Annotated in this window: 22 protein-coding genes and 1 pseudogene; 19 read left to right on the top strand and 4 right to left on the bottom strand. The window is 57.4% G+C overall.

Annotated features, from left to right (window positions below; genetic code table 11):
• The first annotated feature begins 25 nt into the window (after positions 1-25).
• Positions 26-955, top strand: coding sequence for a LysR family transcriptional regulator (locus EIC84_RS02665; RefSeq protein ID WP_237704517.1), 930 nt, complete (start codon positions 26-28; stop codon positions 953-955).
• Between the two features lie 548 nt (positions 956-1,503).
• Positions 1,504-3,891, top strand: coding sequence for a DNA polymerase II (locus tag EIC84_RS02660; protein ID WP_370456484.1), 2,388 nt, complete (start codon positions 1,504-1,506; stop codon positions 3,889-3,891).
• Between the two features lie 18 nt (positions 3,892-3,909).
• Here EIC84_RS02660 and EIC84_RS02655 read toward each other — a convergent pair whose 3' ends face one another.
• Together EIC84_RS02655 and EIC84_RS02650 are read right to left on the bottom strand one after the other, a co-directional pair.
• Complete coding sequence (locus EIC84_RS02655; protein WP_003070117.1) at positions 3,910-6,171, bottom strand: xanthine dehydrogenase family protein molybdopterin-binding subunit; 2,262 nt, start codon at positions 6,169-6,171, stop codon at positions 3,910-3,912.
• Between the two features lie 17 nt (positions 6,172-6,188).
• The gene (locus EIC84_RS02650) at positions 6,189-6,653 is read right to left on the bottom strand and encodes a (2Fe-2S)-binding protein (RefSeq protein WP_003070120.1); all 465 of its coding nucleotides are present in this window, start codon (positions 6,651-6,653) and stop codon (positions 6,189-6,191) included.
• A gap of 148 nt (positions 6,654-6,801) precedes the next feature.
• On the opposite strand from EIC84_RS02650, the gene EIC84_RS02645 reads away from it, so the two are divergent.
• On the top strand, positions 6,802-7,740 hold the full coding sequence (locus EIC84_RS02645; RefSeq protein ID WP_003070123.1) for a LysR family transcriptional regulator: 939 nt from the start codon (positions 6,802-6,804) through the stop codon (positions 7,738-7,740).
• A gap of 358 nt (positions 7,741-8,098) precedes the next feature.
• On the opposite strand, the gene EIC84_RS02640 is transcribed toward EIC84_RS02645, so the two are convergent.
• Together EIC84_RS02640 and cysQ are read right to left on the bottom strand one after the other, a co-directional pair.
• Positions 8,099-9,070 (bottom strand): tripartite tricarboxylate transporter substrate binding protein, encoded by a 972-nt coding sequence (locus EIC84_RS02640; protein WP_003070127.1) that lies wholly within the window; start codon positions 9,068-9,070, stop codon positions 8,099-8,101.
• 80 nt (positions 9,071-9,150) lie between these two features.
• Positions 9,151-9,924: a 3'(2'),5'-bisphosphate nucleotidase CysQ gene (gene cysQ, locus EIC84_RS02635; protein WP_034363263.1), complete on the bottom strand. Its 774-nt coding sequence runs from the start codon at positions 9,922-9,924 to the stop codon at positions 9,151-9,153.
• A gap of 117 nt (positions 9,925-10,041) precedes the next feature.
• Between cysQ and EIC84_RS26600 the strand changes: the two are divergent.
• The 16 genes and pseudogenes from EIC84_RS26600 to ccmB all read left to right on the top strand — a co-directional run.
• Positions 10,042-10,206 (top strand): annotated as a pseudogene (locus EIC84_RS26600) (helix-turn-helix domain-containing protein); the annotation flags it as partial.
• Between the two features lie 153 nt (positions 10,207-10,359).
• Positions 10,360-11,961, top strand: a complete 1,602-nt coding sequence (cysD, locus tag EIC84_RS26595; protein ID WP_341464745.1) for a sulfate adenylyltransferase subunit CysD — start codon at positions 10,360-10,362, stop codon at positions 11,959-11,961.
• Positions 11,961-13,874, top strand: a complete 1,914-nt coding sequence (gene cysN / locus EIC84_RS02625; RefSeq protein WP_003070134.1) for a sulfate adenylyltransferase subunit CysN — start codon at positions 11,961-11,963, stop codon at positions 13,872-13,874. Before cysD ends, cysN begins: the two co-directional genes overlap by 1 nt.
• Before the next feature lie 113 nt (positions 13,875-13,987).
• Positions 13,988-15,097 (top strand): DUF1214 domain-containing protein, encoded by a 1,110-nt coding sequence (locus tag EIC84_RS02620; protein WP_003070136.1) that lies wholly within the window; start codon positions 13,988-13,990, stop codon positions 15,095-15,097.
• Positions 15,094-16,281 (top strand): sulfotransferase, encoded by a 1,188-nt coding sequence (locus EIC84_RS02615; RefSeq protein ID WP_003070138.1) that lies wholly within the window; start codon positions 15,094-15,096, stop codon positions 16,279-16,281. Before EIC84_RS02620 ends, EIC84_RS02615 begins: the two co-directional genes overlap by 4 nt.
• Positions 16,282-16,542: 261 nt before the next feature.
• Complete coding sequence (locus tag EIC84_RS02610; RefSeq protein ID WP_003070140.1) at positions 16,543-16,998, top strand: nuclear transport factor 2 family protein; 456 nt, start codon at positions 16,543-16,545, stop codon at positions 16,996-16,998.
• A gap of 13 nt (positions 16,999-17,011) precedes the next feature.
• Positions 17,012-17,491 carry an SRPBCC domain-containing protein gene (locus tag EIC84_RS02605; RefSeq protein ID WP_003070142.1) on the top strand — a complete coding sequence of 160 codons (480 nt, stop codon included), beginning with the start codon at positions 17,012-17,014 and terminating at the stop codon, positions 17,489-17,491.
• A 42-nt stretch (positions 17,492-17,533) separates the two neighbouring features.
• A complete protein-coding gene (locus tag EIC84_RS02600; RefSeq protein ID WP_003070144.1) occupies positions 17,534-18,328 on the top strand; it encodes an SDR family oxidoreductase in 795 nt (264 codons plus the stop codon).
• Between the two features lie 18 nt (positions 18,329-18,346).
• The gene (locus tag EIC84_RS02595) at positions 18,347-18,811 is read left to right on the top strand and encodes a nuclear transport factor 2 family protein (protein WP_003070146.1); all 465 of its coding nucleotides are present in this window, start codon (positions 18,347-18,349) and stop codon (positions 18,809-18,811) included.
• Positions 18,812-19,561: 750 nt separating this feature from the next.
• A complete protein-coding gene (napE, locus tag EIC84_RS02590; protein ID WP_003070148.1) occupies positions 19,562-19,723 on the top strand; it encodes a periplasmic nitrate reductase, NapE protein in 162 nt (53 codons plus the stop codon).
• The gene (locus EIC84_RS02585; protein WP_223305786.1) at positions 19,716-20,018 is read left to right on the top strand and encodes a chaperone NapD; all 303 of its coding nucleotides are present in this window, start codon (positions 19,716-19,718) and stop codon (positions 20,016-20,018) included. The genes napE and EIC84_RS02585 overlap by 8 nt, the downstream gene beginning before the upstream one ends.
• Complete coding sequence (gene napA, locus EIC84_RS02580; RefSeq protein ID WP_034363267.1) at positions 20,011-22,500, top strand: periplasmic nitrate reductase subunit alpha; 2,490 nt, start codon at positions 20,011-20,013, stop codon at positions 22,498-22,500. Before EIC84_RS02585 ends, napA begins: the two co-directional genes overlap by 8 nt.
• A gap of 17 nt (positions 22,501-22,517) precedes the next feature.
• Entirely contained in the window at positions 22,518-23,024 is a 507-nt protein-coding gene (locus EIC84_RS02575; protein ID WP_003070155.1) for a nitrate reductase cytochrome c-type subunit, read from the top strand.
• A 24-nt stretch (positions 23,025-23,048) separates the two neighbouring features.
• Positions 23,049-23,696 carry a cytochrome c3 family protein gene (locus EIC84_RS02570; RefSeq protein WP_003070157.1) on the top strand — a complete coding sequence of 216 codons (648 nt, stop codon included), beginning with the start codon at positions 23,049-23,051 and terminating at the stop codon, positions 23,694-23,696.
• A 4-nt stretch (positions 23,697-23,700) separates the two neighbouring features.
• Positions 23,701-24,390 (top strand): heme ABC exporter ATP-binding protein CcmA, encoded by a 690-nt coding sequence (ccmA, locus tag EIC84_RS02565; RefSeq protein ID WP_034363270.1) that lies wholly within the window; start codon positions 23,701-23,703, stop codon positions 24,388-24,390.
• Between the two features lie 53 nt (positions 24,391-24,443).
• The gene (ccmB, locus tag EIC84_RS02560; RefSeq protein ID WP_003070163.1) at positions 24,444-25,040 is read left to right on the top strand and encodes a heme exporter protein CcmB; all 597 of its coding nucleotides are present in this window, start codon (positions 24,444-24,446) and stop codon (positions 25,038-25,040) included.

The raw sequence follows: 25,040 nt of genomic DNA, 5'->3' as shown, positions 1-25,040 counted from the left end.
GATTTGAATCAAACGGGAATTTTTGGTGAATTCATCAGTAAAGCTGATTAATGTTGGAAGTCGTCAACTGCAGGCGTTTCTCGAGATATGTAAGTGCGGCAGCTTTGCTGCAGCGGCAGAGCGCATTCATCTGTCTCCGTCGGGAGTCAGCATGCTGGTCAAGGAGCTGGAGCGCCAGCTGGGAGTCAGGCTCTTCGAGCGAACCACACGTGCAGTGGCATTGACCGACGCTGGCAGACTGCTGCAGCCCTATGCCGAGAGGGTCGTGACGGAACTGCGGCAACTGGGTCTGGCCTTGCAAGGCAGTTCCTCGGCCTCTAGGTCAACCCTGACCATTGCCGCCACGCCTGTGATCGCGACCTGCCTATTGCCGAAAGTTGTGGCCGAATTTGCACGCAAACATCCCGAGGTTCGGATCCAGGTCATGGATGGCAGCCTCGATACCGTGCGGCAAGCGGTTCTTGAAGGACATGCCAACATGGGTATGGCCTTTTTCGTGAAACCTGCCGCAGGCCTGCTCAGAGAATCGGTGTGCCGATTCCGGCTCATGAGCATCAGCCCTGGAGAGAGGCGGCGCAGCAAACATATCCAGAACCGCAGCTGGAAATCTCTGGATGGCCTGCCCATGATTGCTCTGCCGATCTCCAACCCGATTCAGGCCTTGATTGACAAACACCTTCCCAACGCCAAGGCAAGCCAGGAAGAGCGGGCAGAAATGAATTTCCTGGGCACCATGATTGGCATGGTGAAAGCGGGTCTGGGCAACGCGGTCATACCCTCCTTCATGATGGAGGAATGTCGGCAGCACGGCTTGAACATTGCGATGCTGGCCGAACCAGCCGTTCATCTGAACATGTACGTCGCACTGCGGCGAGGCGCAGATCGACAGCTTGCCGAGACTCAATTCATAGAAGCTCTGAAAATGCATATTGCCATGTCAGATGATCTGGCTTAACGCCCCCGCCTCCCTTTTCATCTTCAGGATCCATACGTCCTCGCACATTGCCTGAAAACTCAAACACTGGCCTCTGCTGAACTCTACGCTCAGACTGCGGTGCAACCGTGAGCACTCGATCGTGAGACGACTAAGACAGATAGCAACCGCTGGCAAGCTCAACCGATCAATGCAATACATACGCTAAGCATTTCAGCGAGAGTGTGAACTGCGCGGCCTCTCGTATAACTCTCACGCCAGCTCGGAATTGCAGACCAAGCCTCTCGTAATGCCTGCTATCGATATGGGCAGCCATCGACTGGCAACAACTTGATGACGGCTTTCAGCCCTCACGGAACATTGGCGTCACTCCATCTATTCGCTCCATCCGCTTTGGATCCGCGGAACGCCTGGAGTGCTGTTGACATGGCTCTGTTGGCAAAACGCGATCATGATTGCTGGGTATCATTTCATTGGCACCTCTTTCGAAGCATGTGGCTTGCTCTGCAAGCTCATGTCATCACATACCGCCAGGGCCTTGAACTCCGGCTCAAGACGGTCACATTCGCTTGACTTCATCTTTCGTGCTATCTCCAGAACGCCAGGGATTCATCCTTACTCGCAATTGGCGAGACACACCGGCGGGCGTCGAGCTTGAGTATTGGCTGGCTACCGATAGCGGCCCCCTGAAGGTTCTCCTGACTGCTCAGAAATCTGTGGCTTTCGTCGAGGCCCGGCACAGAGAAGCGGTAGAAGCGCAACTCCCGCCCCTGGCTGGAGCGGAATTGCGGGAACTGGGACTGAAGAGTTTTCAGCAAGAGCCCGTCTTGGGTATCTATGCCAGGAGTTTTCGTCAATTACGGCGACTTGCACGCACTCTCCAGCAACTAGGCATTCCCCTTCTTGAAGCTGATGTTCGACCACATGAGCGTTACTTGATGGAGCGCTTCATCACGGCGGGCGTCACGCTGCAAGGCGGGCGGACAGAACATGCGACGCTGGTGAACTGCAAGCTTGTTCCTGCGCCCGATTTCCGGCCGGTTCTGAAGGTCGTGTCATTGGACATCGAGACCAGTCAGCACCAAGATCTGTATTCGATCGCACTGGACGGCATGGCGGAGCGCGTCGTTTTCATGCTGGGTGAGCCTACTGCCAAACCCGTAAGAACGCCTGGTTTCGAGCTGATTCATTGCACAACACGCAAAGCCATGATTGACAGGCTCAACGATTGGTTTGCACGCAATGATCCGGACGTGATCATTGGATGGAATGTCATTCAGTTCGACCTTCGTGTGCTGCAGAAAACTGCAGACGAATGTGCAACACCGCTACTCCTTGGGCGTGAGCGCAAGCCCATTGCATGGCGAACCCATCCCGGCAAACAAGGCTATCTGTTTGCTCCCATGCCAGGACGAGTTGTCGTTGACGGGATTGAAGCGCTCAGGGCCGCGGTCTGGAGCTTCCCGTCCTTCAGCCTCGAGAACGTCGCGCAAGAGCTTCTGGGCGAAGGCAAGGACATCGGAGACGAATACGACAAGATGGCCGAAATCGAGCGGCGCTACCAGCTAGACAAGCCCGCTCTTGCAGCCTACAACATACGCGACTGCGAGCTGGTTCTACGAATCTTCGAAAAGGCGAAGCTGCTGCAGTTTGCGATGGAGCGCGCCCACACCACGGGCCTGCAGCTCGACCAGTTCGGTGGCTCCATTGCTGCATTCAGCCATCACTATTTGCCACGCATGCACCGCATGGGGTATGTCGCGCCCAACGTGGGCGATGTTCAAGGAAAGTCATCCCCCGGTGGCTACGTCATGGACTCCAAGCCTGGCTTCTACGACTCCGTCGTGGTTCTGGACTACAAGAGTCTCTATCCATCAATCATCCGCACTTTCCTCGTTGACCCCGTGGGTTTGGTAGAGGGTCGACATGCGAGCTCTTCCGAGCTCTTGATCAAAGGCCCAAGGGGCACGCTCTTTTCTCGCGAGAAACACTGTCTTCCGGAAATCGTGACTACCCTCTGGCAGGCCCGAGATGAGGCCAAACGCGCCAGGAACGAACCACTGTCGCAAGCGCTCAAGCTGGTGATGAACTCATTCGCAGGGGTACTAGGCGCGTCAGAATGCAGATTCTTCAATCCGGATTTGATCTCAGCCATTACCTTACGTGGCCACGAAATGGTGAAGCTCACAAGGGATCTGGTTGAAGAGCGCGGTTACGAGGTTATTTATGGAGACACGGACTCCATATTTATTTGGCTCAAGAGGCCCCATAGCACCGAAGAGGCATATGCCGTGGCAGCCAAGCTGGCCCGGGACATCAACGCGTGGTGGATTCAAACCCTCCAGCAAGAGCAAGGCCTGAAGAGCTTTCTTGAGATCGAGTTCGACACGTATTACAAGAAGTTCTTCATGCCCACCATCCGCGGTTCGGACGTCGGCAGCAAGAAGCGCTATGCCGGCCTGAGTGTAGACGCCGCCGGAAACGAATCGATGATCTACCGCGGCCTTGAAATGGCGCGAAGCGACTGGACACCGCTGGCGCGGCAGTTCCAGGAGGGCTTGCTCTCGCGCGTCTTCCAAGGTGCCCCTTACCGCGAGTTCGTCATCGAGTACGCCCATTCGACACTGGCGGGCAAGAAGGATGATCTGCTCATCTACCGCAAACGCCTGCGACATCGCCTGGATGCCTACGTGGCCAATGTGCCACCACAGGTCCGTGCCGCCCGCATTGCCGATGAGTACAACGATCGCGTGGAGCGACCCAGGCAGTACCAGAACGGCGGCTGGATCCAATACGTCATGACCAGGAATGGCCCTGAGCCTTTGGAAATCCGCCGCTCACGCATCGACTACGAGCACTATCTGGCGAAGCAGATCAAGCCGATTGCCGACTCGATCTTGATCCCCCTCGGAGAGGATTTCGTCACTCTGACATCTTCTCAGCAGGAGCTTTTCTAGCGATCCAAGCTCATGCTCTTACGCTTTCGGGAAAGGCAGCTCGCGTGGTGTATGACCGCTCAGCTTGGCGATGGCGTTGGCAAAAGCGGGGGCCAATGGCGGCACACCCGGCTCACCCATACCTGTGGGTGCATCGGCACTCGGCACGATATGCACGGTGATCGCGGGCATATCGGTTAAGCGGGCCACAGTGTAATCATTGAAATTACCTTGCTCCACTTGCCCATCCTTGAATGTGATGGCCGCGCCAGGCAAGCACATGCCGAGACCCATCAAGGCACCACCCTGCACCTGGGCCTCGACACTTCGAGGGTTCACCGCCAGATTGCAATGCACGCCAGCTGTAACCGCATGCAGCTTGGGAGTGCCGTCCTTCATCGATGCCTCGACCACATAGGCAACCACCGAATCAAAAGACTGATGCACGGCCACGCCCCAGGCTCTGCCTTCGGCCAGTTGGCGCTTTCCGTAGCCCGACTTTTCGACTGCCAGTTGCAACGCGGCCTTGTGACGCGGATGCCTGTCGCCAAACTGCTGCAGCCTGTATGCGACAGGATCCTGCTTTACAACTCGGGCGATTTCGTCCATCAAGGTCTCCATCACATAAGCGGTGTGTGTGGAGCCCACGCTGCGCCACCACAGAACCGGCGCATTGAGTTCGGGGTGATGCACCGAGAGTCGCATCGGCAGGTCGTACGGCTCTTTCATTCCTTCAACCGTCGTGGTGTCCACTCCGTTCTTGACCATGAAGCCTTCAAACGCCGTGCCTTTGGCAAGCGACTGGCCTACGATCACATGATCCCAGGCGATCACCTTTCCCTTACCGTCAAAACCTATCTCGGCGCGATGCACATGCATGGGTCGGTAATAGCCACCTTTGACATCGTCCTCGCGACTCCAGATCATGCGCACCGGTGCCTCAATACCAGATGTTCTGGCAGCCTTGGCAATCTCGCAGGCTTCGGCCACGTAGTCACTGCGCGGGTTGGCGCGGCGGCCGAAACCGCCCCCTGCCATCTGAACATTGACTCGAACATTCTGAGGAGCCACGCCAAGCACGCGCGCAGCGGTTGCAACCTCCCAGCCCGGAGCCTGTGTGCCCAACCAAAGCTCAACCTTGGCATCCTTTCCTGCACCTGTCACACGCACCGTGCAGTTCAGCGGCTCCATCGGCGTATGGGCAAGGTAGGGGAAGACATATTCGGCACTGATTTTGTGAACAGCACCGTTCAGTGCCGAAACATCGGCATCAAACTTGAGTGCGCCCGGCTTCTTGGCCAATTCACGATACTGCGCCAGTTGCCGAGCCGAATCGACTTTGCCAACCGCTGCGCTGTCCCACTGGATTTTCAGGGCATCGCGACCCTGCTTGGCTGGCCAGTAACCATCGGCCAGCACCGCAACCAGCTCGCCCCCCCACACGCTGGGCACACGAAGCACTGCACGCACACCCTTGATGGCTTTGGCTGCCGCATCGTCCACCGATTGAATCTTGCTTCCATACACCGGCGGATGCGCCACAACTGCGGTCAACATACCCGGCAGATGCATGTCGATGCCGTATGACTGTCTGCCGCTGGACTTGGCGCGTGCATCGAGCCGTCCCGTGGCATGACCGATGATGCGAAAGTCTTTGGCGTCCTTGAGCTTCACCTGCTGCGGAACAGGCATCTTCATGGCCTCATCCGCCAACTCGCCGTAGCCCAGCTTCTTGCCCCGAGGCCCGATCACCTGTCCTGCCTGAGTGCGCAAGGACTGCGGGTCTACACTCCAGCGCTTGGCAGCCGTGGCCAGCAGCATGGAGCGAGTACGCGCCCCCAGTTCACGATACTGGACATACGAGTTCTTGATGGCAGTGGAGCCGCCCGTGAGATGCATTCCCATGACCGGATCCAGATATGCGGGATCGGCATTGCCGTGCGCGCTCTGCACCTTGGACCAATCGGCGTCCAGCTCTTCGGCCAGCACCATGGGCAGGCCGGTTTGCACGCCTTGGCCGAACTCCAGACGGTTGATGGTGATAGTCACCGCTCCATCGCGGTCAATCTTCACAAAAGCCGATGGCTGCTGGTAAGGCTTGAGTGCGCTTGTAGAAACCTGTTCGTTACCCTTCGCTTGTGCCGACACAGCCGCGGGAAATACACCCAGCGCGAAACCCGAGGCCGTCGCCAGCTTGAGGAAATCGCGCCGCTCGAGCTTTAGGCCTGCATCTATGGAGTCAGCCGCCAGCGCACGCAGACCTTTGGGCAGATCGGCAAAAAGATGGTTGGGAATAGGCATGGGATGTGCTCCTTCTTTTAGGCCGACAGGTTTTTGGCAGCATCGTGGATGGCTGCACGAATGCGTGTATAGGTTCCGCAGCGGCAGATATTGCCCGCCATGGCTGCATCGATATCCGCATCGCTGGGCTGGCGATTGCTTTTGAGCAGCGCGGTCGCACTCATGATTTGCCCACTTTGGCAATAGCCGCATTGCGCCACATCGTTGCGAACCCACGCATCCTCGACAGCCTTTCCCACCTTGTCTGCGGCCTGCGCTTCGATGGTGTCGATTTTTTGCCCTTGCGCCGCCGATATGGGCGTGATGCAAGAACGGATGGCCTGGCCATTCAGATGCACAGTGCATGCCCCGCACATGGCCATGCCGCAACCGAATTTGGTCCCTGTCATACCCAGTGTGTCACGCAGGGTCCAGAGGATGGGCGTTGAAGGATCCACATCAGCCGATGCGGGCTTGCCGTTGAGAGTGAATTTGACAGGCATGGGGGGCTTTCTTGTTTGCTTTTCGACACGGTGACTGCTGCAGGCACCTGGGCAGCGCGTGAAGCAGAGGCAGTGTGCGCCAGGCAATGCAAAAGAAAAAGTCAAGCAGACTATTTAAGTTATTAAGTTTTACTTAAAAATAGAGGACATGAAGCCCGAAATACTCGCCTATCTGGCTGCCTTTGAGCAGGTAGCTCAGCATCGCAGTCTGACCTACGCCGCCCACGCCATCGGGGTCACGCCAGCCGCCCTGTCCCAGACGATCAAGAAGCTGGAAACCCGTCTGGATGTACGCCTGTTCGATCGAACAACGCGCAGCCTCAACCTGACAGAAGCCGGAAGAATCTATCTGGAACGCATTTCCCCGGCTCTCACCAATCTGCGCGAAGCGACCGAGGATCTTCAGCTCCAAGCTGGCGTCGAAGGCGGCACGCTGCGCCTCACCATCTCTCACCCTGCAGGCCAGGTGCTCGTCGAGCCCATGCTCGCCGAGTTCTTTGCACTGCATCCGCACATTCACGTCGAGCTGGTCTATGACGACGGCTTTGTGGACATCGTGCGAGAAGGATTTGACGTCGGCATACGCAATGGCGAGTCGCTGGAGGGCGATATGGTTGCCGTGCCACTCACACAGGATCTGACCATGTGTTTCGGTGCATCTCCTGCTTACCTCAGGACACACGGCACACCCGAGCACCCCGACGAGCTGGAGCAGCACCTATGCATCAACTACCGCATGAGCAGCAGCGGCGCACTCTACAAGTGGGAATTCAATATCGACGGCAAACTGAGCGAGCGCTCCGTGAGCGGGCCACTGACAGTCAACCATAGCGACACGGCCATGCGCGCGGCCCTTGATGGCATCGGGGTGATTACCGGCTGGCGCGAATCCATGACCGACGCATTCAAAACAGGCCAGTTGATTGAAGTGCTGAAACCCTATTGGGCAAGCTTTCCTGGCTTTTATGCCTATTACCCACACCGCACACATCTGCCTCTCAAGACCCGGATATTTCTTGATTTTCTGGTCCAGCATGTGCAGCGCAATGGCTTGTCCGAAACAACCCGCGGGCAAATGAGGCCCTGATCGCGGCTGCTTCTGATGTCTTTCTTGATCAGCGACTTCCCGTCATTTATTCGTTTAAGCCTCATGTCCCATCGCCGGATATTCTTCAAAGGACGGAAATCCCCCTGCCGTAGCTTGGCAACGATGGTTGCTGCTCATGTCCGCATCGCGAGCTACCGTCAACGCCAGGTTTCTGGCCAGCAGGAGACCATGAATGTCAGTTCCAGCCCGATTATTTGCTTGAGGTCCGCCTTCAGGGCTCTGGAACAAGCACAGCAGACTCCATGCTGCCGTTCAAACTGAGCAAGAGCAGATCCTGCGCGACGATTTCTACATCCAATGATCTAGTTAAGTTTGAGCCCCAAAAGAATTCATGGGGTCAATATAAAAAACCGTCTCTCTCAAAGAAGCTTCGGTAGCTCTGATCTTCAGCTTGCAAAAATGCTTTGAATTGCTTGTAGTCCTTGTATGCAACCTCAAAGCCTGTATTTTCTAGTTGATCCACAAAGCCCGTGTCTTTGATCACGTTGTTGATCTCGGCGGATAGAAATAGAGCCAGTTCGGAGGACGCTCCCTTTGGAAGAAAGATTCCTTGCCAGTATTCAAAGCTGACGCCCTGGAGCCCCTTCTCCTGAAACGTAGGAATATCGGAGAAACGCCTAGACCTGTGGGCCGATGCAATGCCCACTGCGTGCATCTTTTGGCTTTGCAGATGGGGGGCTAGGGGAGCAAGCCCCGCAAAGAGCAGGTCCACTTGATTGCTCATCAGGCTTGCAGTTGCGGAAGCAGCTCCCCCGTATGGAACATGCAATAGCTCCACACCCAGGGCTTTGCCCAAGCTCTCTCCCACCAAATGCTGCAAGCTGCCAATTCCTGAGGATGCGAAACTCAGGCAGCAGGCATTTTTTTGTGCTGCAGCTGCGATATCACTCAGTTGATGTATTGCGGAGTCGCTACGCGTGGCAAGAACAATAGGAGCAGAGGAAATTTTGGCCACCGGCACCATGTCAGCGACTTCGCCCGACCCCTGGCTTCTGGTGTAAATGGGATTGATGAAGATCTCGGCAGGCGACGCCAAGAGCAACGTATTTCCATCAGGCCTGGATTTCGCAACATAGTTCGCGGCAATGGCTCCACCTGCCCCCACTCTGTTTTCCACATAGACGGAACGCTGCAATCGCGCTGAGAGCTGGGTTGCAAACGCGCGCGCCAAGGTATCCATCGCACCGCCGGCTTCGAATCCGACAACGATTTTGACGGGTTGGCGAGACGCAGCCTTGTCGGCACAAGCTGCACTCATCAGCAGCCCGCAAAGCAGGCAAGCTCGAATTAGCGTCGCAGCGAAGTTCATCTATCGGAGAACAGAGAGGTTTTGAGTGCTCGCACTCAGGGCATTCAGGGCGGGAGGCAATGCTGTGCGAAAGCTTGAAATCAGCGGTAATCTGCCGAGCAGGCATAAAAATGAGGGTTACTCAAATCTCGCTTGCCGTAGCTCAGAACATCTCCATTGAGCGCATGAATCTGGCCGCCTGCCGCGGCCAGCACCGCATGACCCGCAGCGATATCCCATTCCATGGTGCGCCCCAAGCGTGGATAGAGGTCAGCCTCTCCCTCTGCGATCAGACAAATCTTGAGCGATGAGCCTGCACTTTTGAGTGACCGCACCAAGCGCCCATTGAGAAACTGATCAAGCGCATCGGCATCGCCGTGTGAACGACTGGCCACCACATCAAGGCCATCCTCCGGAATGCTTCTGCATTCGATGGCTTGGCGCTTTCCCTGCACCTCCAGCAATGCGCCAAGTCCCATGGCTCCCGCGTACATGCGATCCAGCGCTGGAGCGAAAACGACACCCAGCACAGGGGTTCCATTTTCGATCAGCGCGATATTGACTGTGAACTCGCCATTGCGGTTGATGAATTCCTTGGTCCCGTCAAGAGGATCAACCAGCCAGAAGCATTGCCCCATCTCAGGCACATATCCCGCTGCAGCCGCCTCCTCGGAGACGACGGGAAACTGCGACTGCAAAGCGCCCAGACGCTCAAGAATCAGGCGCTCGGCCTTTTCGTCGGCTTCAGTCACGGGCGATGCATCCTGCTTGCCCCGTACCTCAAAGTCGCAGCGGTAGATCTTCATGATTAAAGCACCCGCTTCACGGGTGATGGCCATTACGTCTTCAAGCAGTGCGCTTCGAGTCTGAGTCACAAAAATCTCCTGTTTTGTTATTCATGTGGTCCGTTTGGCCTATGCGCCGATCAGAGGACAGGCCGACAGTAAATGCGTCCGGATCTTCGCGAATAAGCGAGTGAATGTTTAACAGGAATGCGCATGGCTGTTGGTAAGAAACTCAGTGTCCAGGAAATCAATCCACTGCGAATTCAAGCCGTGAAATTGCGGCTTGAAGGCAAAACGCTCAAAGAGGTCGGCAAGGCGACCGGCCTGTCCACACCAACCATCATTGCCGCCCACAAAGCCTGGCTGGAAGGGGGATGGAGCGCTGTCCTTGTGCGCGAGCGAGGCCGCAAACCTGGCGAAGGCCGCTCCTTGTCGGCCATACAGGAGCAGGACATCTATGTGCAACTGGTCAGCACCCAGCCCGCCGACCATGGCCTGCCGTTTTTGCTGTGGCAGCTGGAAGCCATGCAGCAACTGATCTTGCAGCGCCAGCAGCTTGACTTGCCCGAGCGTACCAACGCCCAGTACCTGCAGCGCTGGAACCTGAATGCCGACCGTCCTGCAAAGCGCATGAAGCAGGCATCCAGCAATGTGCAGCGCTGGTATGCCACCACTTATCTGGATATTTGCGAGCAAGCAAGAAAAGAGAGCGCCAGCATTGTCTGGATCGATGATTTTGGTGCCCACAACAACTGCCCCGGACGCCTGAGGCATGGCATCTTGCGTGCCGTCAACAACCGCGGCAAGGTGTATTGGCAACCGTATGAAGGCAGCCTGTGCGCTGCACATCTGGAAGATTTTTTTGATCGCCTCAGGTGCTCCAGCGAGGGCAAGATCTTTGCCCTGCTTGCCGCCATGCAGTGGCAACGCGCAGCCACCTTTTCATCGCTTGCCAGCGACAGCCACGACCGGCTGCGCCTGTTTCATCTGCCTGCTGCCACAGAGATGCTCAGCCAGTCGAACGAATTGGCCAGCAGCATCTTGAAGACTGCGCAAGACGTATCGCTGGCGCCGAAGAACACCGCCGTCAGAACCCCAACGCCACCGAAGCTGGACCCTATGGCGAGCATGGCGCAGCAACTTCTAAAACATCAATTCGCGCAAAGATTTGATTTAACGGACTCCTACAGTTGGCAGCACCCAAAACAAAAAACCAAGGAGAAATCTGTGGTGCTGACTCATTTGCAAAGGCTGGAAGCCGAAAGCATTCAGGCCATGCGCGAGGTTGTTGCCGAGGCAGAAAACCCCGTCATGCTCTACTCCATCGGCAAGGACAGTGCGGTCATGCTGCATCTGGCGATGAAGGCCTTCTACCCCGCCAAGCCGCCCTTCCCCTTGCTGCATGTGGACACGACCTGGAAGTTTCAGGACATGTACCGCTTTCGTGATCAGATGGCAGCCAAGCTGGGCATGGACCTGCTGGTCCACATCAACCCAGAAGGTCTTGAAATGGGCATCAGCCCGTTCAAGCATGGCTCGCAAATTCATACCGACGTCATGAAGACCGAGGGCCTGAAGCAAGCTCTCGACAAGTATGGCTTCGACGCCGCCTTTGGTGGCGCGCGCCGCGATGAAGAGAAGTCTCGCGCCAAGGAACGCATCTTTTCCTTCCGCTCGGACCAGCACCGCTGGGATCCCAAGAACCAGCGTCCAGAACTCTGGCATCTGTACAACACACGCAAGAACAAAGGCGAATCAATCCGAGTGTTCCCGCTGTCCAACTGGACCGAGCTGGATATCTGGCAATACATCTATCTCGAAAACATCCCCATCGTTCCACTCTATTTTTCAGCGCCTCGCCCAGTGGTGGAGCGAGACGGCACGCTGCTGATGGTCGATGACGAGCGCATGCCGCTCAAGAGTGGCGAAGTTCCCATGATGCGCAATGTTCGCTTTCGCACCCTGGGCTGCTACCCCCTGACGGGTGCCGTCGAATCCGACGCTAATAGCTTGCCCAAGATCATTCAGGAAATGCTGCTGACCCGTACTTCGGAACGACAGGGCCGGATGATCGACCACGACTCGGCCGCATCCATGGAAAAGAAGAAGCAAGAGGGGTATTTCTGATGTCACATGTATCCGCACTCATCTCTGAAGATATCGAGAAATACCTGAAGGCGCACGAGCAGAAAAGCCTGCTGCGCTTCATCACCTGCGGCAGCGTGGATGACGGCAAGAGCACGCTGATCGGACGCTTGCTGTACGAATCCAAGATGCTGTTTGAGGACCAGATGGAAGCACTGGTCGCGGACTCCAAGAAAGTCGGCACGCAAGGCGGCGAGCTGGACTTCGCGCTGCTCGTCGATGGTCTGGCCGCAGAGCGCGAGCAAGGTATCACCATCGATGTGGCCTACCGCTTCTTCTCGACCGACCAGCGCAAGTTCATCGTGGCCGACACGCCCGGCCATGAGCAGTACACCCGCAATATGGTCACTGGTGCCTCCACCGCCGATGTGGCCGTGGTGATGATCGATGCGCGCCGCGGTGTGCTGACGCAATCCAGGCGCCATAGCTATCTTGCATCGCTGATCGGCATCCGCAAAATCGTGCTGGCCGTCAACAAGATGGACTTGATGGGCTACTCCGAAAAGATCTTCAACGACATCGTGGCCGACTACCGCGAATTCGCCAAGAAGATCAATCTGGAAGACATCACGGCCATCCCCATGTCGGCCTTGCGTGGTGACAACATCACCGAGCAGAGCGAGCACATGCCCTGGTACCGCGGCACCACGCTCATGGGCTATCTGGAGACGGTGGAAATCGACGAAGCGCGCCAGCAAAAGCTGCCGTTTCGCATGCCTGTGCAATGGGTCAATCGCCCCAACCTCGACTTCCGCGGCTTTGCGGGCTGCATTGCTAGCGGCCAGATTCACCCCGGAGACAGCGTCCGCATCCTGCCTAGCGGACGCGTGACCAAGGTTGCGCGCATCGTTACCCAGGATGGAGATCTGCAGCAGGCGGTTGCTGGCCAGTCCGTTACCATGACCTTGGCCGACGAGGTGGACTGCAGCCGGGGCGATGTGATTGCGGTTGCGGATGCACCTTCCGATGTGGCCGATCAGTTCCAGGTCACGCTCATCTGGATGCACGAGCAGCCCATGCTCGGCGGCCGTCCCTATCTGATGAAGATCGGCTGCAAGACGATTCCCGTCACCTTCGCCGCCCCCAAGTACAAGATCAATGTCAACACGCTGGAGCATCTGGCCGCCAAGGAACTGGCGCTCAATGAAATCGGCGTCTGCAATCTGTCCAGCAGCCAGCCTATCGCTTTCGATGCCTACAAGGACAATCGCGAAACAGGCAGCTTCATCCTGATCGATCGTCTGAGCAACGCCACGGTGGGCGCGGGTCTGATCGACTTTTCGCTGCGTCGCTCGCAGAACATTCATATGCAGCATGTGAATGTGAACCAGGAAGCGCGTTCCGAACGCCTGCATCAAAAACCTGCCTTGCTATGGTTTACCGGTCTGTCGGGCGCTGGCAAATCCACCATTGCCAATCTGCTCGAAACCCGTTTGCATGCGCGTGGCCGGCATACCTATCTGCTCGACGGCGACAACGTGCGCCACGGCCTCAATCGCGACCTTGGCTTCACCGATGCAGACCGCGTCGAAAACATTCGTCGCGTCGCTGAAGTGGGCAAGCTGTTTGTGGACGCCGGGCTGATTGCCATCACCGCCTTCATTTCGCCATTCCAGGCAGAACGCGAAATGGCGCGCAAGCTGGTGAAGGATGGTGAGTTCCTCGAAGTATTCATCGACACACCGCTTTCCGTTGCCGAAGAGCGTGACCCCAAGGGCCTCTACAAGAAAGTGCGCCGTGGTGAGCTGAAGAACTTCACGGGGATCGACTCACCGTTTGAAGTGCCGGAGTCTCCAGACATTCATATCTCCACCCCCGCGATGACTGCGCAAGAGGCGGTGGACAAGATCATCGCCGAACTGGTGGCCCGCGAAATCATCGCCGCGGAAGACTAAAGCAACTGGATGAACTGTGGCGTTGCCAGCCTTTGCAACGCCCCTCTTTCTTCTTTCACCCACCGCACACAGCCACCACCTGGCAATGCGCGACACACAAAGAAAGCCAGATCATGGATACCCAAACCATTAATGAGCAACTGCTCAGCGGCGAAACCTGGTCTCAGTTCTGCGATCACCTCAAACGCTGCGGCCAGCAGATTCTGCGTCCCGAGACCCCTGCCGACCCCGCAACGCGGGCAGAAGGCTATCGCTATCTGACCCGACTGCTGCGCATCGCGCTGGAGATGCATGTGGAATTCGCCGACCCGGCGTTTCCCAGCTTCTTCAAGACCTCGCACGAAACCGCCAAGATTGGCGCGGACAACCCGGACAACATCTACGAATACTCGCGCCTCAACGGGTCCATGAAATACCGCATTCATGGCAACCGAGGCACGGTTTCGTACCTGAGCTTTTGCACGCAAAAAGGCGGCTATGAAACCGATGGCCGCATGGTTGTCACCGGGTTTATCGACGCCACACAACTCAAGACTGACGAGAACGGTGACTTCGAACTCATCGTCAGCCGTGACCCGCAGCCGGACAACTGGCTACCCATGGAGGATGCCTCGGTGTCGCTGCTGGTGCGCCAAACCTTCATGGATCGCAAGAGCGAAGTGCCCGCCAAGCTCGCCATCGAGCGCATTGGCACCACGGACACCCCCGGCCCGCTGGATCCCCTGGTTCTGGCGCAATCGCTGCAGCACGTAACGTCTTTTGTCGAGAACACGGCGAAGCTATTTGCCGACTGGGCACAAAGCTATCTTCCACATAGCAATCAGTTGCCGCCAGCCGATCAGGCCTACTGCCAGTCCGTGGGCGGTGATCCCAATATTTTCTACTACCACTCGCATTGGGAACTGCGCGAGGACCAGGCCCTGGTCATTCATATCGACAAGGTGCCGGAATGCTCGTTCTGGAATCTGCAGATCAATAACTACTGGCTGGAGTCTCTGGACTACCGCTACCACCAGATCTGCATCAACAAGCACCAGGCGCAATACGACGAAAACGGCGGCGTCACTCTGGTGCTGAGCGAAAAAGACCCTGGCATTGCCAACTGGCTGCAAACCGCCGGCGTACGCCAGGGAACCATGTGCCTGCGCTGGGTTGGCGCCAAGGAGCAGTGCCACCCCACCACCAAAGTGATCTCGATAGACCAGTTGCTGGAGACTGTATGAATGCCCCTGTGACACCCCAAACTCTGCACGTCGAAGAACTGCTGCAAGCAGCATGTGAGCGTGCACCAGGCCTCAGAGATTTTGGCAACGACAACTACCGGCAAGCGCTGGAAGTTCTGACGCGAGCCCTGAACACCGAAGCCAAGCTGTCGGCAACCGGCATTGCCATGATGCACGAGCGACTCGTGGGCCAGTTGGTCAATCGCCTGCTCATGGAGGACTATCTCCAGCGCTTCCCCGAAATCTCGAAGATCGAGATCGAAGACCCATTGGTCATCGTGGGCCTGCCGCGCACCGGCACCACCATGCTGCAGCGAACACTGGCCGTAGACCCGCGCTTTTACTCTGCTGCCTGGTGGGAGACCCGCTACCCTGCTCCATTGACCGGCGAAGGCCCGCAGGACTGCGCCAACCGCATTGCAATGGCCAAGGCGGAAGTAGCGCAGACGATTGAGGCGATTCCCCAGATTCTGTCCATCCACCCCATGAGCGCCACGCTGTGCGACGAGGAATTCATGCTCATGGAGCATTCCTTTCTCTGCGCCATGGACGCTTACGCCGATGTGCCCAGCTACACCTCCTGGCTCGATCAGCAGGATCAGCGCCCTGTCTATGTGCAGCTCAAGAAGATGCTCCAGTTTCTGCAATGGCAGAAGAGCCAGCGCGGCGAGGCACAGGGCCAGCGCTGGCTGCTCAAAGCCCCGCAGCATCTGCACACGCTGGAAATTCTGCTGTCCGTCTTTCCCCGAGCTCAGGTCATTCTTACCCATCGCGAGCCCGCTCAGACCATCCCATCCATGGCCAGCATGGCGCATACGCTGTGGCAGATCTACAGCGATCAGCCAGATCCGAGTTCAGCAGGCCGGCAGTGGAGCAGCCGCATGGCGCGTGGCATTCATCACACCATGCAGGTCCGCGACCAGCAGGACAGCCGGCGCTTTCTGGATATCCACTTCTCGGACACCGTGGCCAAGCCCATGGAAGTACTGGAGGCTGTCTATCAGTTCGCCAATATGCCATTCACAGATAAAGCCCGTGCCGACGCGCAGCAATGGCTTTCCAGCAATGGCCGTGAAAAGCGTGCGAGCCATGACTACAGCCTGGAGACCTTTGGTCTGAGCGAGCAGCAGATGCGAAGCGACTACGCGCTATATCGAGCCAGGCATCTGCAAAGCCAAAGCTAAGAGGTGGCTCTAGGGAAAAATCCTGTTCAGTCCGCGGCGCCCCGAGCGACATTCGGCTGACAGCTGGCGCCAGTTCCTCATTGGCAGTGCTGATGGCTTCCATGACGCCCAAGGGGATGAAGAACTGTTGCGCCGGCGGCAGCAATACCTGTCCGAATCCGAGGATCTCATCATGGACTTCAGAAGCCCGGACTGCATCCTCATGCAGCTTTTATCAAGTCGGCGCCCAAGACCGGCTCATCACAAAAGGAGACAAAACATATGTTGGACTTAGAAGCCATTGAGCTGATCAAACAGCTCAAGGCGCGCTACTTTCGCGCCATCGATACCTGCAACCTGGAGTTGCTGAGGGGCATGCTGACATCAGACATCAAGCTGGCTTTCAAAAGCCCTGCTTATGAATTCCATCTGGAGGGCATAGACAAGGCGCTGGACTTCTACAAAACCTCCTTCACCAAAACCCGCCTGGCCATGCATAACGGCCACACGCCGGAGATCGAGGTCAAGGGAGACGAAGCTACCGCGCTCTGGTATCTGAACTACGTCTTCATCAACCTCGAAGAGAAAACGCATATGCACGGCGGTGCCATCTATGAAGACCGCTATTTCAAGCGCGATGGCCGCTGGTGGATTGCGGAGACTGGATACAAGACTCTGCTCGAGACCGTTGAGCCGCTGAGCGAGCAGTTGCAGATCACCTCCAAGCCCATCAACTGAAGCGACATCCAAGATGACCAAAGCTGCCAATCTCGTCACCTCCATCAAAGTGGAAATCAATGCACCTGCCAGCGTGGTCTGGGAAGTGCTTGCGGACCTGGAAAACTATCACCTCTGGAATCGCTTCTGCCCCGACATCCGCTGTGGGCTCAAGCTCAATGACTTGGTCGAGATGAAAACCCGCCACCCGCTGACGGGCGAAGTCTGGCCCGTCAACGAGTATCTGGTCGCGTTTGAACCCGAGCAGTTGCTGTCCTGGGAGCAGCGCCCAGTGCCTGAGAACAAGGATGCCGCACGCCGCGATCAATACATAGAGGCAATTGACGCCAACCGCTGCACCTACTTCACCACCGACCAGTTCCTGGGACTGAACGCTGACACGATCATGCGCGAGCATGGTGCCTGGGTAAAGGTCGCCTTTGATCAGGTGGCGGTCGATGTCAAAAACCGCTCAGAGGAACTGCATTTCGCCCGCACCAAGGCTGCATTCTGAAAGACAGCCAATTTCCAAGCCTATAGATCCAAGGAAACCATCATGCTTTTGAAGAACAAAGTCATCATCATCTCTGGCATCGGCCCCGGCATGGGCATCAAGCTAGCCCTGCGCGCGGCGGAATATCAGGCCAAAGCCGTGGTGCTGGCTGCCCGCACGCAGTCCATGCTCGATGAGGCAGAGCAAGCCATTCGTGATGCAGGCTACTCCTGCGAAGTCTTCAAAGTCGCCACCGATATCTCCCAGCCCGAGCAATGCCAGCGGCTTGCAGAGCTAACCATCGCCAAGTTCGGCCGCATCGATGCGCTGATCAACTCGGCCTATGCACACGGGACCTGGGGATCTTCGAGCAACTCGTCCATGGATGACTGGCGCAAGGTCATGGAAGTCAATCTCTACGGCTCCATGAACATGACCCAGGCCGTGGTGCCGCAGATGAAAAAGCAAAAAGACGGCAGCATTGTGATGATCAATACCATGGCAACGCGCCGCCCCAATCAGCTCGAAGCCGGTTACGCAGTATCCAAAGGCGCGCTCAAGACCGCTGTGCAATATCTGGCAGAAGACCTGGGGCCCTTCGGCATCCGCGTCAACAGCACCTACAACGGCTGGATGTGGGGCGCACCGGTCAAAGGCTATTTCCAGGCGGAAGCCAAGCGCCAGGGCGTTTCCATGGAATCGCTGGTCGATGTGATTGCCCAGCAGATTCCCTTGCGCAACGAGATCCCCGACGATGCCGATTGCGCCTCTGCCGCGCTGTATCTGGCCAGCGACTATGCGCGCGTGGTGACCGGCGCCCAACTGGACGTCAGTGGCGGCCATTACCTGCCTCACTAAACTCCAGCGGGGAACAGCATGCAAACTCTTCTGGATATTGAAGAAATCAAACAGCTCAAGGCGCGCTACTTTCGCGGCATCGACACCTGCAATCTGGAGCTTCTGAAAACAGTTCTGGCCGATGATGTCCATATCCGCTTCGACAGCCCGACTTACCAGTATGAGATCAATGGCATTGATGAAGCCATGAACTTCTACCGCAATGCCTTCACTCATCGACGCTTTGGCATGCACAACGGGCATACACCGGAAATCAAGGTCGACGGTGACACGGCCACCGGCATCTGGTACCTCAATGATCTGTTCATCAATCTGGATGAGCAGACCATACTCACCGGCAGTGCGCTATACGAGGACTGCTATACCCGGGTCGCCGGTCAGTGGCGGGTGCAGCGCACGGGCTACAAGCGGCTGCTGGAGATGATTGAGCCTCTGAGCAGTGGTTGCCGCATCACATCGCAACCTATTACGAGCAGCTTATAGGTGACACTGGGATTGCGATTGGACTTTCCCTTAGCAGGTAGACATGCCTGGGGACAGTCCAATGTGAGTTGATGGACGAGCAAGAGCGGAGCTCTGCCCCTAGATCCTTTTGGTCCTATAAAGCGCTTTTGTGGAGCGCTTTTTGGTTCGATGCGCATCGTGCTCGGCACGGTGATGCTTTGAGCTTGCACAAATCCAGGTTGAGCTCGCATGAGCCTCGTTATCGCTTCCTGTCTGGCCGAGAGGAGCGCGTCTTGAATGCCGCGAGGTCCTGCGCTCTCTTGAGCCACCAAATCCACGATCTGCTGCAATCTCTTGTGCAGGACTGGCTTTCTCCCGCTGATTGCCATCCTTGATTACGGCTGCACAATACCCCGATTACCTCTCCATGGAGGTCAAGTGATCCAGTGACGGCCTTCAAGCGAGCAGCAGGCGGCGGCTATCAGTTTCAGGCCAGATTTCACGCCTCAACTTCAATGGGTCAGTGCGAGATTGAGGCGCGAATTCAGTTTGCAGAGGGCTGATCCAAGCCACGCTTGATTCCGCCGACTATTTAGTCAACGCCCGAGGCATTTACTTTAATGTCAATTGACTTAATGAAATCTTAATGAAGGAATTGATGTAAAGCAACGAATCGAGAAGAACCTTGTTGCAAGTCAATTTTGTAGGTAATCTCGTGGCAAAGTTCGTTATCGGATCTCTATCGCCAAACCATGGATGCTCAGGCATCCAAGCCAAGGGGGATTGCTAATGACAGAACCTCAGCCTGAATCGACTCGTACCGAGGAGTTGCGCAGCTTCGCATTTCTCGCAGTTGTTATGGCACCTATATTGGCCGTTGTACTGATTGCGTCTTACGGCTTTGCGATCTGGTTTTATCAGATGATCATCGGTGGCCCTCCACATGCATGAAGAATCTGAGCCCATTGAAACTCATACCGACTTGCATATCACCAGCCTGGTTGTGCATGTGCTTCCTCAAGCATTGGCACAAGTAGCTGCTGGCATCGTCACGATCAAAGGCGCCCAAATACATGGAAGTCATCCGGCCGGCAAGTTGGTGGTGACCTTGGAAGCGCCCCATGCAAGGGAAATACTTGATTGCGTGTCTCAGATTGAGCTGCTCGATGGCGTAATCAACGCATCCCTGGTTTATCAGCATGTTGAGAACTGGCAGTCGCTAAACCAAGAGGTAACACATGACTAGCACTAGGCGTGATTTTGTCCGTCAATCTGCAGCCGCAGCCGCAGGGGCCGTTGCAGGCATACCCATAGAAGTTCTGTCCCAGGATGCAGGTGCAATGGCTGCCGACCTGAAGTGGTCCAAGGCGCCATGCCGCTTTTGCGGTACAGGTTGCGGCGTCATGGTGGCCGTCAAGGACAACCGCGTAGTGGCCACCCAGGGTGACCCTGAGGCCGAGGTCAACCGGGGACTGAACTGCGTCAAGGGTTACTTCCTGTCCAAGATCATGTATGGCGGTGATCGTCTGACAAAGCCGTTGCTGCGCATGAAGAATGGTCGCTACGCCAAGGATGGCGAGTTCCAGCAGGTTTCCTGGGATACGGCCTTCGACGTCATGGCAGAGCAGTTCAAAAAGACGCTCAAGGCCAAGGGGGCCGACGCAGTGGGCATGTTCGGCTCCGGCCAGTGGACGGTATGGGAGGGCTATGCAGCCTCCAAGCTGTTCAAGGCGGGCTTTCGCACCAACAACATTGATCCCAATGCACGCCACTGCATGGCCTCGGCAGTTGCCGGCTTCATGCGCACCTTTGGCATGGACGAGCCCATGGGTTGCTATGACGACATCGAGGCCGCGACTGCCTTTGTGCTCTGGGGCTCGAACATGGCTGAAATGCATCCGGTGCTGTGGACTCGCGTGACCGACAGGCGCCTGTCCACACCTGGCGTGAAGGTGGCCGTGCTGTCCACCTTCGAGCACCGCTCGTATGAGTTGGCGGACATGTCTCTGACCTTCAAGCCTCAGACCGATCTGGCCATACTCAACTACATCGCCAACCACATCATCACCACGGGCAGGGTCAACAAGGACTTCGTCTCCAAGCACTGCAATTTCAAGCTCGGCAACACCGATATCGGCTACGGGCTGCGTCCCGAGCACCCTCTGCAGAAGGCGGCCAAGAACGCCAAGGATCCCAACGGTGCCAAGTCCATAAACTATGAGGAATACGCTAAGTTCGTATCCACCTATACGCTCGAGTACACAACCAAGCTCACGGGTGTACCGGCCAACCGCCTCAAGGCCCTTGCCGAACTCTATGCAGACCCCAATAGCAAGGTGGTGTCGTTCTGGACCATGGGTTTCAACCAGCACACACGCGGTGTATGGGCCAACAACATGGTCTACAACATTCACTTGCTGCTGGGCAAGATCGCCACACCCGGCAACAGCCCGTTCTCACTGACGGGACAGCCGTCGGCCTGCGGAACGGCGCGTGAGGTGGGCACCTTCTCCCACCGCCTGCCAGCGGACATGGTGGTGACGAACCCAGAGCATCGCAAGACTGCGGAAACCATCTGGAAACTGCCCGAAGGCACGATTCCCCCCAAGCCCGGCTACCACGCCGTGGAACAAAACCGTGCACTCAAGGACGGCAGGCTCAATGCCTACTGGGTGATGGTCAACAACAATATTCAGGCTGGCGCCAACCTGGCCCAGGAAGGCTATCCAGGCTACCGCAATCCCGACAATTTCGTGGTGGTCTCCGATGTCTATCCCACAGTCACGGCCGTGGCCGCCGATCTGATCTTGCCGTCGGCCATGTGGGTCGAGAAGGAAGGCGCCTATGGCAATGCAGAGCGCCGCACCCACTTTTGGCACCAGCTGGTCAAGGCTCCTGGCGAGGCGCGTTCCGACCTATGGCAATTGATGGAGTTTTCCAAGCGTTTCAAGGTCGAGGAAGTCTGGCCCGAAGAATTGCTGGCCAAGAAGCCCCAGCTGCGCGGCAAGACCCTGTTCGAGGTGCTGTACCGCAACGGCAACGTGGACAAGTTCCCATTGGCCGATATGGATCCCGCCTATGAGAACGAGGAAGCCAAGGCCTTTGGCTTCTATCCGCAAAAAGGTCTGTTCGAGGAGTACGCCTCGTTCGGCCGTGGCCATGGCCACGATCTGGCACCGTTTGACCAGTACCACAAGGTGCGCGGCATGCGCTGGCCCGTGGTCAACGGCAAGGAAACGCTCTGGCGTTACCGCGAAGGCTCGGACCCCTATGTGAAGGCAGGCACGGGCTACCAGTTCTACGGCAATATCGACGGTAAGGCCAACATCTTTGCCTTGCCCTATGAACCACCAGCTGAGGCTCCGGATAAGGATTATCCGTTCTGGCTTTCCACGGGCCGAGTGCTTGAGCACTGGCACTCAGGATCCATGACCCGGCGCGTACCCGAGCTGCATCGTGCCGTGCCTAACGCACTGTGCTACATGCATCCTGATGACGCCAAGGCGCTGGGCGTGCGCCGCGGAAGCGAAGTGGAGCTGTCTTCGCGGCGTGGCTCCATGCGCACGCGCGTCGAGACCCGCGGCCGCAACAAGCCACCGCGCGGATTGGTCTATGTCCCCTGGTTCGACGCCAGCCAGCTGATCAACAAGGTGACGCTGGATGCTACTGACCCGATTTCGTTGCAGACGGACTTCAAGAAGTGCGCTGTGAAGGTCACCAAGGTTTGACGAAAGAGAGGTTGACCATGAACTTCGTCCGCAAATTCGTCCGTCTTGTGGGCATGCTGCTCATGCTCAATATAGGTATGGCCTGGACGCCAGCCGCTATCGCGGATACCTTTTATGACTCGGCGCGCGGCCCTACACCCATCATGCAGGCGACCAAGCCACCAGTGCTTGGCAATGCCGTCAACGATGACGTGCGCCGCACGCGCAACTACACCTGGCAACCTCCCACGATTCCCCATCGCGTGGACGGCTACCAGGTAGACAAGAACTTCAACAAATGCATGGACTGCCACTCGCGAACCAAGGCCGAGATCTCGCAGGCCGTGCCGGTATCGGTCACGCACTACATGGATCGCGACGGGCGCATGTTGGGGCAGGTATCCACGCGGCGCTACTTCTGCCAGCAATGCCATGTGGCCCAGGATGCCGTCCGCCCTCTGGTCAGCAACACCTTCGAAGACGTGGATACCGTGATTCTGAAGGCCCTGCAGTCCCAGTCGGGCAAGGCATCCAAGAAAAACTGACGCTGCGGCGCACGAGGCTCATCTATGTTGACACTTCTCAAGCGCTACTGGGCGGTGATCCGCCGCCCCAGCGTACATTTCAGCCTGGGCTTTCTGACCATCGGCGGCTTCATCGGCGGCATTCTCTTCTGGGGCGCGTTCAATACCGCCATGGAGCTGACCAATACGGAGAAATTCTGCACGGGTTGTCATGAGATGCGGGACAACGTGTTTGCCGAGCTCAAGAGCACGATCCACTACACCAACCGCTCGGGCGTACGCGCCGTGTGCTCCAACTGTCACGTGCCGCACGACTGGACCGACAAGATCGCTCGCAAGATGCAGGCCTCCAAGGAAGTGTGGGGCAAGATCTTCGGCACGATCGACACGCCTGAAAAGTTCGAAGCCAAGCGGCTGGAGTTGGCGCAGCACGAGTGGGCTCGCTTCAAGGCCAACGATTCGCTGGAGTGCCGCAACTGCCATAACTACGACTCCATGGATATGACACGGCAGAGTTTGCGTGCACAGAACATGCACAGCACCTATTTGGCCAGCAAGGAAAAAACCTGTATCGACTGCCACAAGGGCATTGCCCATAAGCTGCCTCACATCCCTCCCGGACAGGGCCCCAGCGACACGCCAGGTCAGAAAGTGCCGGGGCCAGCTGAGGCTTCGGTTGCGTCGGTGCAGTAGCGGGATGAATGGCTTGGACACGGCTGCTTCCAGATTGCTTTGTATATCCGGCCTGGGTTGTATACGCGGCGGCCGGGTGGTGCTGCGCGATCAGGGCTTGGAACTCGGTGGCGGTCAGCTGCTGATGCTCAGAGGTCATAACGGCGCGGGCAAGAGCAGCCTGCTGCGTTGTCTGGCCGGCCTTCTGCCGTGGCGCACTGGAAGCCTCCAGTGGTGCGGCGGTACGCTGTCCCCCCAGGATCCGGCCTACCAGCGGCAACTGGCCTATATGGGACATCAGGCAGGAATGAGCGATGCCTTGACAGGGATGGAGAATCTGCGCTTTGCGCTGGACCTGATGGCAGTGAGCTGGAATGAAGCATGCGTGCAAGCCGTTTTGCAGGCCTTGTCTTTGACGGAAGTCGTCGCACGGCCTTTTGGCCGCCTGTCCCAGGGGCAGCGTCGGCGTTTGGGGCTGGCCCGTGTTTTGCTGGGCGAGCGTCCGCTGTGGTTGCTGGACGAACCCGACAACTGCCTGGATGTCCAAGGCGAACAATATCTGGGCGAGGCACTGGAGCAGCATCTGGCCTCCGGAGGAATGGCCGTGGTGGCTTCGCACCGCAACCTGGTGCTGCCCACGCCCCGGGTGTCGGTGCTGGATTTATCCCGCTCCGTGATCAGGACGGCAATGAATGAGCAGGTGGCTGCTTGCTGATAGCTGTGTGTGCACGAGAGTTGAGGTTGGCCGCTAGAAGGCCTTCAGATGCCTTGGGCGGGCTGTTCTTCTTCGTGCTGGTAGGCAGTCTTTTCCCCTTGGCTTTGGGGCCTGACGCTGCCTTGCTGAGGCAGATTGCGCCGGGCATTGTGTGGGTCGCAGCCTTGCTGGCCGTGCTGCTGGGGCAGCACCGGCTGTTCGAGAGCGACATGGCCGACGGGTCGCTGGAGCAGTGGTTGCTGGCGCCGGCGCCCCTTTCGCTGCTGGTGGGCCTCAAGGTGGCCGCACACTGGTTGTTGGGCGTGTTGCCGTTGTTGCTGGTGGCTCCCTTGCTGGGCTGGCAGTATGGCCTGGATCAAGCGGTGGTCGGCGTTCTGCTGGCATCGCTGGCCCTGGGAACGCCCAGCCTGTGCCTGCTGGCCGCTCTGGGCGCGGCACTGACACTGGGTGTGCGGGGGCAGTTGCTGCTGGCTCTGGTGGTGCTGCCGCTGAGCGTGCCCATCCTGATCTTTGGCAGCCATGCCGTGGCCCAGGCGCAGCAAGGGCTGAGTGCAGCGCCTGCACTCAATCTGCTGGGTGCCTGCCTGTGCCTGGCGTTACTGGCCGGTCCCTGGGCTATAGCAGCTGCCTTGCGCCTCGCGCTGGAGTGA

Source organism: Comamonas sp. A23 (assembly GCF_004522605.1).
GTDB classification, from domain to species: Bacteria; Pseudomonadota; Gammaproteobacteria; order Burkholderiales; family Burkholderiaceae_C; genus Comamonas; species Comamonas thiooxydans.
Note: the sequence above shows the minus strand (reverse complement) of the source record. Positions and strands in the feature narration are given on the sequence as shown.